Origin of the sequence: Luteolibacter luteus (assembly GCF_012913485.1) — a bacterium.
Classification (GTDB): Bacteria; Verrucomicrobiota; Verrucomicrobiia; order Verrucomicrobiales; family Akkermansiaceae; genus Haloferula; species Haloferula lutea.
This window is the reverse complement of record NZ_CP051774.1, coordinates 2,482,019-2,495,119: the sequence shown is the minus strand read 5'-3', so window position 1 is coordinate 2,495,119 and position 13,101 is coordinate 2,482,019. Positions and strand designations below refer to the sequence as shown.

Sequence of the window (13,101 nt, the reverse complement as noted above, 5' to 3'; positions counted from 1 at the left end):
TGGGAAGGAACAGCCGGCAGAACTTCTCGGCTATCGCTGCCGCCTCGCCAGCCCGATCAAGAGAGCTATGACATCATCCTCGTGACGGTGTGATGCTCACCTCGATGCTTTTGCTTGCGGGGGTATTGCTACCCTTTGCCACATGGCCTACTGGCACCAGCACGTTCGCCTCCGGGAAGTAGGCCGCTGCCAAGCCGCGCGGCATCTCGTAGGGAATCGCGCGAAAGCCGTTCAAGTGTCGCTCGCCATCCTCCCAATGGCTGGTCACATCCACCCGCTGGCCGGGCTTCACACCGAGGACGTTCAGATCTTCCGGATTGAGGAAAATGATGTCCCGCATGCCCGAAATGCCTCGGTAGCGATCGTCCAGGCCATAGACCGTGGTGTTGAACTGGTCGTGGCTTCTCAGGGTCTGCAGGAGGTAACGCCCCGGCTTGACTTCAAAGGCGTCGATGGATGCGGCGGAGAAGTTCGCCATTCCGTTTTCCGTGTTCCAGCGGCGCTCCTTGGCGGCATTCGGCAGGTAGAAGCCGCCATGTTCGCGGACCCGATCATTGTAGCGGTCGAAGCCAGGGACCACCGCCTCGATCCAATTTCGGATGCGATCGTAATCCTCCGCCAGCCAGCGCCATCGGACGGCACCGCGATCACCGAGTGTCACTTCAGCCAAACGGGCAACGATTTCCGTTTCACTCAGCAGGTCTTCAGAAGCGGGAGAAAGCTTGCCTTGGGAGGATTGCACGACGCCCATCGAGTTCTCCGTCGTCACAAAGCGTGGCCCTAGGGGCCCCTCATCGCGCTCGCTCCTCCCCAGGCATGGCAGGATCAAGGCGCGGCGGCCGTGGATCAAGTGGCTGCGGTTCAGCTTGGTTGAGACATGGCAGGTCAGGCGGCATCGGCGCAGTGCTTCAGCGGTGAAAGCCGTGTCCGGCGTCGCTTGAGCGAAATTGCCGCCCAGTGCGAAGAATACCTTTCCGCGCCCTTCCTTCATCGCGAGGATCGAGGCTACCGTATCGAAGCCATGCGCCCGCGGGATGGGGACGCCTGCCTGTCGTTCCAAGGCGGCCAAAAAACTTTCCGGCATCTTTTCGAAGATGCCTACCGTGCGATCCCCCTGCACGTTGCTGTGGCCCCGCACTGGGCAGAGGCCTGCTCCCGGCTTGCCCACCGCTCCCAGTAGCAGGTGGACATTCGCGATCTCGCGGATGGTGGCGACGGCGTTGCGGTGTTGGGTCAGCCCCATTGCCCAGCAAGTGATCAGCTTGTTGCTGCCTGAGGAGATGCTGAGGGCGAGCGACTCGATCTCCAGCCGATCGATTCCGGATAGCGCCTCGATCTCGTCCCAAGAAGTCTCTTCGACGGATCGACGATATTCTTCGTAGTTGGAAGCGTGGCGCCTGATGAAATCCTTGTCGGTATTTCCTGCCGCGATCAGGGACTTGGCGATGCCCCGAAAGAGCGCCATGTCGCCGTTCACCTTTACCTGCAGATAGGTCGAGGCGAGAGCCGTGCCCCTTCCCAACAACCCGGTGAGATGCTGTGGCTGCATGAAGGAAAGTAGGCCTGCCTCCTTGAGCGGATTGATCGCCACCAGCTTCGCGCCCTTCTTCACCGCCAGTTCCTGCGTGCTGAGCATGCGCGGGTGATTGGTCCCGGGGTTCTGCCCCACGCAGATGATGGTTTCGGCCTCCAGGAAATCATCAAGTGTCACGGTGCCTTTGCCGACGCCGATAGCTTCCTTCAAAGCGAGCCCGCTCGACTCGTGGCACATGTTCGAGCAATCGGGCAGATTGTTCGTCCCATAGGCCCGCACGAAGAGTTGGTAGAGGAAGGCCGCCTCGTTGCTCGCCCGGCCGGAGGTGTAAAAGATGGCTTCGTTCGGCGAGGCCAGTCCGTGAAGTTCCTCCGCGATCATCGCGAAGGCTTCATCCCAGCTCACCGGCTCGTAGTGGCTCGCGCCCTCCGTCAGCAGCATCGGTTCTCCCAAGCGGCCCTGAAGATCGTGCCAGGCATCCGTCTGCCCCATCAGTTCAGCCACGGAATGTTTCGCGAAGAAATCCCGGCCGATCGTATGCTTCATCGCTTCCGACGCCACGGCCTTCGCGCCGTTCTCGCAAAATTCGGCGACCGAGCGATGATGATCCGGGTCCGGCCACGCGCAGCTCGGGCAATCGAAGCCGCCCATCTGGTTGAGTTCCAGCAGCGCCTTGGTGCCGCGTCCCAGCCCGGCTTTGCCGATGGTTTGCTTCATCGCCTCCACCACCGCCCGCATTCCCGCGGCCCCTGTCTTCGGCTCCTTGAACGCTTCACTCACAGACCCAAGCTAGCGGCTGCCGCGCGGGCCGCAAAAGGAAAGGCGGCCGAACTTGAACATCTCATGCAAACCCGCTTGCATGGTGGCTCATGCTTCCGCGAGTGTTGCGCTTCGCTCCCCTTCTTCTTTCCGCCACGTTGGGAGCGGGTCTCTGGGCTGTGACGCATCAGGAGGAGAAACACGGGGCAGCTCTTTCAGGCACGAGAGAAGTCTCCTATGCCGCCCGCAGGGAGTTCGTCCGCGAAACCGTCCGGGAGCGCTTGAAAGAAGCGCCGCAAGCCCGCGAGCCATCGTATATAGAAGAGCCGCGTTCGCTCACGCCTCGTGAGAGGGGATCCGAACGGCGGGCAGCGCGGAAGGAACAGCTCGCAGGTTTTGGGGAAGATCTCCTGAAGTTGAGATCGCTTGCCGAAAAGCTGAGAAATGTCCCGGATTTAAAAAGCGAGGTATCGAGGAATCTTGAGGACAGCGCTCCCGACATGAGGACCTTGGCGGCGATTTTTCTCGAATGGCATCGACGGAATCCGGTCGAAGCATTCGACGAGATGGCCAAGTTCCCCGATGTCCTCGAGTGGGTGATCGAGTCCGGGGTTACCAGGATTTTGCCGGCAGAGGAAGTCGCTGCTCAGCTGAAGCATCCGGAGAGATCTTCGACCTTTGGCGACAACATGCTTCTCCATCACGCTCGGCTCCTCGCAATGAGCGACAGTTTGAGGGATTTGCAGGATCTATTCCTGAAAATCGACTCTGGGCAGCAACGCCTTCTAGTCAGCGGCTTCAGAGATTACTGGCAGCCCGCTGATGCCGCGGAAGCGGTAGGGTTTCTGATGGTCGAAGCGGACCCGCAGCTTCGGAGGGGGATCCTTGAGAACCTCGCGAGCGAAGATAACGATGGCGAGGTCTGGTCGGAAGAATTTTCATCGGCGCTGATGTCCCGGGATCTCGGAGACTTTGAAAAATTAAGGCCCGCATTACTTGCCAGTATCTCGGCCTCGACGGAAGTAACCCCACCACGAGAGTCCAGCCTCGGGATCCCACAGCCCGACCTTGGCGAGATCCTAGAAGATGCGCTTGTTGAAGAAAGGGATTACCCGGAGCTTCTTAGGCGGGGGGAGATCGACGCATCCACCTTGCACTCGCGGATCCTGGTCCGAGTGCCGGGGGCGGAATCCGAGCAAGAGGCCTTCGTGATCGCGCTTTTCAAGGCCATCGCCCCTCATCATCCGGAAGCCGCACTGGAGTGGGCTGCTAGCAAGCTTCCGAAGGACAAGTTTCTCCGTGCTTCCACCGAGGTCATTCTAAGGTCCGAAGATCCAAGGTGCAGTCGCCTCGCTTTCCTGATGGAGCATCTGCCAATGGATCCTTCAACGGACTTCGGTGAGATAGGGCTGGATGAGAGATTCAAGGATTGGTTGAGGTCAGCTCCGGCTGAAGCTGAAGATGCGCTCTCTCGATTGCCGGCGGACTCGGTTCTGAAAGCTGTCGTTCCCAGCGGCGCCACCCGGGAGGAACGATGAATCGGGCTGGTCTCGCTCTTCATCTGTTGACGCTGGGTGGCGGATATCTTGCCGCCGTGATGCTGGCTGCTTCCGATAAGCGCGGGACCTCAACGCGTGGGGAGCTGTCCGTCCCGGCGATGTCCAGATCCAGAGACCGGATCGAAGCTCCGACGAGGGGCGAGATGCTGGAGGAGATGGCCCGCCTATCAATGACTGCGGAGGATCGCGCTTGGTTGAAGCGATCGCTACTCGATGATTGGAGAAGCGAAGATCCGCTGGGTTTCTTGGAGGCGCTGGATGATCAACCGTGGCCCGGCAGGGATCACCACATGGATGAGTTGTTCGCCGAATTGGCGCGTCGCGATCCGGAGTCCTTGATCCGCTATGCTCGTAGAACCGGTAACTCCGATGCGTGGAATCAACTCGCGGAAAGTGGAGATCCCCGGCAGATCATGGCATTGCTTCTCAACGATCCGGCGGTTCCGAAAAGGGTGATGGGACATGTCGTCAGCACCGCGATGGCCAAGGATCCCGACTTCTATCGAGGCCTGACGTTCTTGAGTAACTCGGTACACTGGAAGGATGCCTTCGCGGGTGCCGCCTCGGCATTGCTATCCCGGGAACGCGTCAGCGAATACTCTGCCTGGCTGCACGATCTCGGGGAAAGCGTGCCAGCCAAAGAAGCGGGAGAGGCCTTTGCTTCCCTCCATGACGATTATCCCGGGAGGACTGAAAAGATCGCGGATCTTCCAGACGCGGTCCGTCTTCCAGCTGCTCAATTCATGGTGGCGGGCTTACGCGAGAACGCGTCCGACAGCGAGATGATGAAGGTCCTGGAAACTCTCAATCGGGAAGATTGGTGGGGATGGAAGGAAGGTGATTCCGAGTGGGAGGCTGCACTTGAGCGCGCGATTGGTACCGACTTTCTCGGAATGCGTCCGATTATTGGCCGGGACCTGGTCTTGACCGTGGAGATGCAAGTCGCCGGCGATCCGGATGGCCAGCCGAAGATGAGTTGGGCGGAGTGGGCTCTGAGGTTTCCGGACGAAGGAGCAGGTAGGCTCCTCCGCGATCTTGGGGCCCGGCGCTGGGTCTTCGATCTCGGCAATAATTGGGAAAGCGAGATTCCCAAGCTTCCGGACGCGGCGCTCCGGGACACCGCCTATGCAGAGCAAGCGCTCTTTACGATGGACGGCGGAGAGAACGAGGACGCTTGGGGAGCGATCCTCGACAAGATCGAGGATGAGTCATTCCGGGAGAGCGCCCGCGCCAGGATCGAAGGCGAACGCAAGCGCTGGGCGAAGGAGGAGTGACGGAAGCAGCGGTCTGAAACCGCCGGATGCTTTTCATGGAAACGTCGACCGCGTGGTCTCCGGAAAACCCAATCCGAAAAACCGGAGGCTCAGGTACTTACGGCCAACATCGTGCAAGCCCGGCGGTCCCAGACCGCTGCTTCCTTGGGGTGTCTTTATGCTCAGTTTCCTTGGGGGAGATCGTTCTTCTTCTTTGCCTTGGCGAAATACTCGGTGGCGGAGGGGATCTTCAAGTTCTCCGCGGTCTTCAGCAGGGAGAGCTTTTCCGCGGGATCCTCCGTGGTGCGCGCCAGGTCCTCCAAGTGAGGAATGGCCGCCTTGCTGCCGAAGGTCACCACCGCGCCGAGGGCCGCTTCCCGGATCTCGGCTTCGGGATTTCGCAGTTCGGCGAGGATGTTTTTTAGGGACGCATCGTCGTTTTCCCAGGCCATGGACTCGATCGCTTGGCAGCGCTGCGCAATCCACAAGTCGTGCTCATTCGAGTCCGGGGCATGGGGCGAGAGTTGGGGTGCGGGCAGGCCGCCCGAGGAGTTCGGGTCTGCCCGCACTCGATCCGCACCGGGGGCCGCGCGGATCAAACTCTTTGCGCGGGAATCCGCCGGCTTCACGACGGACTCCCGGGGGGGGACCCACACCAGTGCAGCGGCCAGAATTGCGAGGCTGCAGCCGGTGAGAAAATTGGCGCGTCGGTTCATGCCCTTGCTAGTCGATCAAGATGTCTTCGTCGCCGCGCAGAATGATATCGGTGGAGCCGACGAAGAGTTCATCGTTGAAGAAGCCATGCCCATCGGCGGCAAAGCGGGTGACACCATGAACGTGTTGCACGCCTTGGGAGTTCGGTGAGCTCATCCGGAAATTCTCGAAGCAGTTTCCTTGGAAAAAGACGTCGATGTCGCGGTGGGAGAAGACCATCCGCAGCGTGGCGGGGAACTGGTTCTTGGTCTTCTCCTTGTTGTTCAGGAAGTCGACCAAGCCGGAGTAGATCAGGGAGTTGAAATCGAAGGTGAAAAGGAGGAACTCCGTCGCATTCAGGAGGGGGGTCCCGTCTCGGTCCACCACCCAGGTGGTGGCGATCGTGGTTCCTCCCAGCGGAGCGACGCCGGCTGCCTTGATGCCGCTCAGGTCGACAAGCAGCCGGGCTCCTTTCGGGAACTCGGTCTCGGTTGCTTCGCTGATCAGTTGAAGCAGGTCTTTACCATTCAGTTTTACGGTTTGGACCTTGGCAACGATCTTATCCAAGGAGCTCGTGGGATTGATTTCTTCCGAGAGTTGGAACTGGCCACCGATGAACGGGTTGACGTAGTTCTTTTCAGGCGTCGCCTGGACCGGCAGAGCCGGGAACATGGCTGCGCAAAGCAGCAACATCTTGGGGGAGTCGAGTTTCATGGCTATCGCTTTTGACGCATTTCAAACGAATCAGAAGCGGCGCAGCGGGGCAATGGTCCCCGCCGCCCAATTCGCGCCTTTTGCAATTAGTGTCTTGAAAACGAAGGAATTCCCAAAAAAAGAATCACTTTGGTATCGCTTTAGCAGCACACCTCACCCCATCGAATGAACTCCAATATTCCCTCGCTCCTAAGCTTTATGATTCCGTCCCTCGGTTTAGCCGCGGCGATCGACTATCCGGCCACGCGCAAGGCGGACGTGATCGAAGAGATTCACGGCACGAAAGTTCCCGATCCCTACCGCTGGCTGGAGGACGACAATGCCGAGGAAACCAAGGCATGGGTGGCGGCCCAGAACCGCGTAACCGAGGATTTCCTGGCGGCCATCCCGCAGCGTGGAGAGATCCGCAAGCGTCTTGCAGACCTCTGGAACTTCGAGCGCACGGCAGCGCCGCAGGAGTACGGCGGCCGCTGGTTCTTCACCCACAATACCGGGCTGCAAAACCAATCGGTGCTGAAAGTCTCCGAAACGATGGACGGCGAAGGCCGGGAACTGCTTGATCCGAACAAGCTTTCCGAAGACGGCACGGTGGCGCTGGCGAATTTCCAGCCGAGCGAGGACGGTAAGCTGCTCGCTTACTCGATTTCCCGCGGTGGTAGCGACTGGAATGAGATCCTCGTGCGCGACGTTGCGACCGGGAAGGAAACCGGAGATCACCTGAAGTGGGTGAAATTCAGCGGCATGTCTTGGGCGAAGGATGGCAGCGGCTTCTACTACAGCCGCTATGACGAACCGGCTGCCGGGGCCGCACTGACCCAGAAAAACGAATTCCAGAAACTCTGCTTCCACAAGATCGGGACGCCTCAGGCTGAGGACAAGCTGATCTACGAGCGCAAGGATCACCCGAAGTGGGGTTTCGGTGGAGGGCTGACGGAGGACGGCAAGTTCCTCGTCATTCACGTGACCGAAGGTACTGATCCGAAAAACCGCTTCTTCTATCGCGACGCCTCGAAGCCCGAGTCACCGGTCGTGGAGTTGTTGGCGGATGCGGATGCGAGCTACGACTTCATCGGAAATAGGGACGGAGTCTTCTACTTCCGCACCGACTTGGATGCACCGCGGCATCGCGTGATCGCCATCGATGTCGCGAAACCCGACCGCGCGGCATGGAAGGAGATCATCCCGCAGGGCAAGGACCTGCTGCAAGGTGCCACCAGTGTGGGCGGCTATCTGGTCTGTGAATACCTGCGCGATGCGAAGAGCGCGGTGACCGTGCATGACATGGCTGGCAAGTTCGTCCGTGAAGTTTCCCTTCCGGGTATCGGCAGCGCAGGTGGCTTCGAAGGCCGCGAGAAGGACAAGGAAACCTTCTATTCCTTCACCGGGTTCACCGATCCCGGTGCCATCTACCGGTACGATCTCGCCACCGGCGAAAGCAAATTGTGGAAGCGTCCGAAAGTGGGCTTCGATAGTGACGCCTATGAGACGAAGCAGGTCTTCGTCACCAGCAAGGATGGCACCAAGGTACCCCTTTTCATCGTCCACAAGAAGGGCATCACGCTGGATGGTAGCAGCCGCGTGCTGCTTTCCGGATATGGCGGCTTCAATATCAGCGTGGGTCCCGGCTTCTCGATTGGTCGTGCGGTGTGGTTGGAGCGCGGCGGTATCTTTGCACTCGCGAACCTTCGCGGCGGCGGTGAGTACGGCAGCGAGTGGCACCTCGCCGGCACCCGCCTGCGTAAGCAGAATGTCTTCGATGACTTCATCGCGTGCGGCGAATGGCTGGTGAAGGAAAAGTACACCGTTCCAGGCAGGCTTGCGATCCAGGGCGGCAGCAATGGCGGGCTCCTGGTGGGTGCCTGCATGACCCAGCGGCCAGATCTCTTTGGTGCTGCCCTGCCAGCGGTGGGCGTCATGGACATGCTGCGTTTCCACAAGTTCACCATCGGCTGGGCATGGGAGAAGGACTACGGCAGCGCCGAGAATCCGGAGGAATTCCAAGCTCTGCTCAAGTATTCACCCTATCACGTGCTGAAGCCCGGCACCCGCTATCCGGCGACCATGGTCACCACTGCGGATCACGATGACCGCGTGGTCCCGGCTCACAGCTTCAAATTCGCCGCCCGCCTGCAAGAGTGCCAAGCCAAGGACGGCCCGCCGGTTTTAATCCGGATCGACACCAGCGCTGGCCACGGGGCGGGAACCGCCTTGTCGAAGATGATCGATAAAACTGCCGATGAGTGGGCCTTCCTCGAGTCGGTGCTGAAGAAGGATTGAGCGCTTTGGCCGACGCGGCTGAAGCTGTAAAAAGAAAAGGGGGACAGTTCATGTCCCCCTTTTTTTGCGGCCGGTTCGCGCGGAAACCATGATCTCTCGTTCCTCACGACTCTTCCGCCAGCGAGAGAATACGGGTCAGCGCTTGGATCTCGGAGTCCGGCCCGGCGTAGTGCTGGAGCATCTGCCTTGCCGCCGCCGGGTTTTCAAAGGCGATGATCGAGAAGACGTCCTCCGCCGCGTTCTTCCGCGACACCGGATTTTCGATCCGGGATACCAGCTGCCAGGCATTGTTCGCGTCCAGCTCACTCGTTTGCTCGATGATGGAGAGGTGGGCATCGTCGCGGTCCGCTCCCGGTTTCAACTGATCCGCCCACGCAACCAGGCCGGGAAGATCTTCTCCGGAATCCAGCCAGCCGCTGATCACGCCGCGGATGGCGGAGGACTGTTGTCCTCCATCCGGAAGGCTCTTGATCGCGGCGATTGCGGCTTGTGGATCCTGACTGGCCCAGTTCTCGAAAAGAGAAACCGGGATCGCGGGATCATAGGCATAGTTCTGCAAATAATGGCTTACCGCTTCTTGAGGAGCCCAAGTGCTCCATCCCGAGAGAGCCCCGCTGACCGCGTGTGCTTGAAGGATGCCGACCGATAACGATTTCGCCCAATCCAAGGCGGCCAGCGGGTCTGTCTTGGCGATTTCGAAGCCGATCTGCTCGCCTGCCTTGATCAGGTAATCCGCCTCCGGTGTATCCGGCTGCATGATCGCATAGCCGTTGTTCTCCAAATACTCCGCGTAGAGTTCCGGTGTCTGGAATTCATCCTCAGGCTTCACCCCGGCCTGCTGGCGATCCCGTTCGCGGATTTGATTGTACTCATTCTGGATCTTCTCCAGGAAGCCCTTCAAAAGCGAGGCTGCCCGCGCCGGATCTTCAGGCGAGATTCCACCGACAACTCCGTTCATGGCCAGTGACCGTTCGCTGTTGGCCCTGATGGAGTTTGCCCAGCGGATCGCGGTGTCGGGGTCTTGCTTGACCAGGGCCGCCCCCAGCGCGGACGCCCCCGAGAGGCGCGGTGCCGCGGAGGTGATGCTGCCGAAGATCTCCATCGCCTTGGTCGGGGAGCTTGCGGCCATCGGCGGTGCGATCCTCGCGAGAGCCATGTCCAGGTCGAGCTTCACCAGGTTTGTCCTTGCCCAGTCTTCGGCGCCGTCCAGATCATTCGCGATCAAGTAGCTGACGACCGCTTCTGCCACGTAGCGGATCTTGCCTTTCAGCTCCGTCTTGCTGGCGCTTGCTTCGAAGCTGCCCATCAGTGCGACCGAAAAGCGCTGCATCAGTTCCGAGCTCAGGCCCTCGCCGACCATCATCTCATCCACGAAGGCCAGGTAGTTGTCCAAGTCGTCCTTCATCCACTCTGTGGCGAGTGCGGTTGAGATCTCGGCACGCAGGGTCGCGTCGACGATCGCTAGAATTTCGCGCATCAATTCCGGGCGGTTTTCAGCTGGCGACTGGCGGATCCGCTCCATCCAGTCCGCGGATGTTAGAGCGGCATCCCTCGCCGGAGCTTGCGAGTGGGTGTCGGCCCGCTTCGTTTCGGAAGCACCCGCCGATGGCGTGGCCGGACGTGAGCCGGAGAAGAAAATAGCGGCAGTTGCGATCAGCAGGATCGCTGCGATAACGGGAAGAAGGATGCGGAGCCTCGAGAGAATCGGAGTCTGGGACATGGCGGTGGATGGTCTCAGGTGAAAAGGTGAAACAAAGGAACGGAGCGGTGAGCGGGCAGGCGCTCCCCGCTCCGTTGTGACGAAACAAATGAGTCCCGGATCAGTTGATCGCCTTCAGCTTCAGCGCCTTCATCTTGACGTCGGTATTGCCGTCGGTGTCGGTCGCTTCAACGGTGAGCGAGGCAAGTCGCGCGCCATCTGCCGCCGCGGAGGCCGCCGCGAGCGGGATGGTCACGGTGATGTTTTTGTTTTTCGGAGATCTCGCCAGCGAAGCGGGTACGCGCTTGCCATTGATGTAGACCGACACGAAATCGAGGTCGGCGGATTTCACCACCTTGCCCTTCAGGTTGATCGTCGCCTCCGGGCCGTTGCCGATCGTCTTCGCGGTACCCGTCAAGGAGATGATCGGCCCGCCTCCGGAGTTCGAGGATGGCGTGGTCTTCACCGTGTAGGTGAACGTTTCCTCCGGCAGCGGCGGTGCCAGCGGCGTGGAGTAGCGGTTCTTTGACACCTGCTCGAAGGCGTAGGCGAGCTTGAAGACCTCCACGTCATCATAGCCCTTGCCGACGAAGATCAGACAGGTCGGTTCTCCATCGGGCAGGGAGCCATTCGGCACCACGGTACCCGGGATGTGCATCGCATTGATCGGGTCGCGGCCATTCACGGAACCCACCGTGGCCGTCTTTCCGGAATCGACCGGGAAGACCAGTCCATCCAAGCCTTCGGCATCCATCCAGGCTTCCAGCTTGCGGCGGATTTCCCGGAGCGCGGTGTAGTGTTCCGTGGCCTCGGGCGAGGCGAAGGAAAGCGCTTCCGAACCCGTTACCTCGGAGTTCGGCCCAAAGGTATACATGTAACCGATGGTGGTATCATTGATTGTGCGGCTCCCGGTATTGCCGGTAGGCAGCGCAGCCTTGGCGACCACCTTTGCCGCCAGCGTATCGAGGGTGTCGCCCGGGGTTTTTACCAGGAACTCGATCATGCCGCGATGGGCGTAGGCATTGAAACGGCCGCTAACCGGCTGCGAGGAAAGGGTCCGTTGCGGCGCCGTCGGCCCACGTTCGTAAGTCGTGCTGACATCGGCTGGCAGGTAAACCGTGCTGACGGTGGCACCTGCGGCGGTCATCAGGGCCTTGGACGCTTCCAGGTTCGCGAGCACCTCGGGCCGGGTTGTCATCAGGCTCGTGGTATTTGAGGTTGCTCCTTCCCCCGGGTCCGGGTGGGTGAGACCGATATAGGTACCGATGACGCCAAGCTTCTTCCCGGAGAGAGTTGCAGTCGCCATGGCTTGCTTGAAGCCCGTCGGGAAAGGGCGGCCATCCGTGAAGAGCGGCAGGATCGGCGCCCAAGGATCTTCCGGGTCTTGATAGGATACCGCATCGCGGATCGCGGCGATGTCGCTGACGTTGCGAGCCATCGGCCCCACTACATCGCGTTCCGGGCTCAGGTTCACGATGTGGTTGGATGGCAATGCCCCGGCAGTCGGACGCTGTCCGGCGATACCATTGCGATCCGACGGACCGCGGATCGAGGCACCGGTCTCGCCGCCAAAGGCGAAGAACGCGAAGTTTGCCGCGGTCGCCACCGCCGATCCGCCGCTGCTACCGCCGGAGGTGGTTCCGAGGACGTAGGCATTCTTCACCGCTCCCTTGATCTGGGAAGTAGAGCTTTGTCCGGAGTTTGCCCAGGTATCCATGTTTGCTTGGCCCATGATGATCGCTCCGGCTTCGCGCAGCTTGGCCACGAGGAAGCAATCATCAGGAGCAATCAGATCAGCCCAAGCAGTGGTGCCAGCTGAAGTTGGAAGGCCTTTCACGCTATAAGAGCCTTTTACCAGACAGGGGATGCCATGCAGCGGGCCGAGCTTCGTGCCGGCGGCGCGCAGGCGATCCGACTCCCGGGCTTGCTCCAGCACATCCGGACTCACGTGCAGCACCGAGTTCAGAAATGGCGCGCCGTTCTGATCGTAGATGGCAATGCGGCGCAGGTAGAGATTCACCAGTTCCACACTGCTGAGCGCTCCGGAATCCATCGCCAGTTGCACTTCTTCCAAGGTTGCCGTGCCGAGATTGAATTCGGTGACAACCTTCTTGGTCTGAGCCCCCGCACTGCCAGGTAGCAAGGTAGTGGCGAGAGCTGCAGCCAATAGCCAACGCCGCACCGGGCTTCCATGAGGTGAGGAAAAGCGTTGTTTGGGACTGATAGACTCGCCAAGCGATGACGAGGGCAGGGAGGCGCTGCCGATGGATGGATTTTGCATAATACGGGTCGTGGGCGCGTGCTTGCACGCGCAGGTCAAATGCATCCCACGGTTCCCGCTGTGGGTCCGCCTGTTAGAGAGATCGGAAGTCCGGTTCCTAGCGATCCGGACGCTTCGTGGGGCTGCGCGTTCCCAAAGAGCGCCCTCCATGCCAGCGCTTCCCTACACCCGTGTAGGGGAAATTAATTTCACTTCTAGCGCAGCGAAGAAAATGCCGGGAACATTCATTTGCTTTCCCGAGCGAATGGTCTTTCGCGGATCCGGGCGCTGTTTTTCCCGGAATTCCCGGTGGCCTAACAAGTTGGAGGGCGACTGGTCAGGAGGAGCGAATC

Annotated in this window: 8 protein-coding genes; 3 read left to right on the top strand and 5 right to left on the bottom strand. The window is 60.2% G+C overall.

Going from position 1 to position 13,101, the window contains the following annotated elements; all coding sequences use genetic code 11:
* Positions 1–73: 73 nt before the first annotated feature.
* The gene (locus HHL09_RS10485; protein WP_240963767.1) at positions 74–2,314 is read right to left on the bottom strand and encodes an FdhF/YdeP family oxidoreductase; all 2,241 of its coding nucleotides are present in this window, start codon (positions 2,312–2,314) and stop codon (positions 74–76) included.
* An 89-nt stretch (positions 2,315–2,403) separates the two neighbouring features.
* On the opposite strand from HHL09_RS10485, the gene HHL09_RS10480 reads away from it, so the two are divergent.
* Positions 2,404–3,831, top strand: coding sequence for a hypothetical protein (locus HHL09_RS10480; protein ID WP_169454594.1), 1,428 nt, complete (start codon positions 2,404–2,406; stop codon positions 3,829–3,831).
* A gap of 119 nt (positions 3,832–3,950) precedes the next feature.
* The gene (locus tag HHL09_RS10475) at positions 3,951–5,126 is read left to right on the top strand and encodes a hypothetical protein (protein WP_169454593.1); all 1,176 of its coding nucleotides are present in this window, start codon (positions 3,951–3,953) and stop codon (positions 5,124–5,126) included.
* 161 nt (positions 5,127–5,287) lie between these two features.
* On the opposite strand, the gene HHL09_RS10470 is transcribed toward HHL09_RS10475, so the two are convergent.
* Both HHL09_RS10470 and HHL09_RS10465 read right to left on the bottom strand, forming a co-directional pair.
* A complete protein-coding gene (locus HHL09_RS10470) occupies positions 5,288–5,821 on the bottom strand; it encodes a HEAT repeat domain-containing protein (protein WP_169454592.1) in 534 nt (177 codons plus the stop codon).
* 7 nt (positions 5,822–5,828) lie between these two features.
* The gene (locus HHL09_RS10465; RefSeq protein ID WP_169454591.1) at positions 5,829–6,512 is read right to left on the bottom strand and encodes a hypothetical protein; all 684 of its coding nucleotides are present in this window, start codon (positions 6,510–6,512) and stop codon (positions 5,829–5,831) included.
* Positions 6,513–6,710: 198 nt separating this feature from the next.
* On the opposite strand from HHL09_RS10465, the gene HHL09_RS10460 reads away from it, so the two are divergent.
* Positions 6,711–8,789, top strand: a complete 2,079-nt coding sequence (locus tag HHL09_RS10460; protein ID WP_240963766.1) for a prolyl oligopeptidase family serine peptidase — start codon at positions 6,711–6,713, stop codon at positions 8,787–8,789.
* 103 nt (positions 8,790–8,892) lie between these two features.
* Here HHL09_RS10460 and HHL09_RS10455 read toward each other — a convergent pair whose 3' ends face one another.
* Positions 8,893–10,509 (bottom strand): hypothetical protein, encoded by a 1,617-nt coding sequence (locus tag HHL09_RS10455; RefSeq protein WP_169454589.1) that lies wholly within the window; start codon positions 10,507–10,509, stop codon positions 8,893–8,895.
* A gap of 100 nt (positions 10,510–10,609) precedes the next feature.
* Positions 10,610–12,769, bottom strand: a complete 2,160-nt coding sequence (locus HHL09_RS10450) for an amidase (RefSeq protein WP_169454588.1) — start codon at positions 12,767–12,769, stop codon at positions 10,610–10,612.
* Positions 12,770–13,101: the final 332 nt, after the last annotated feature.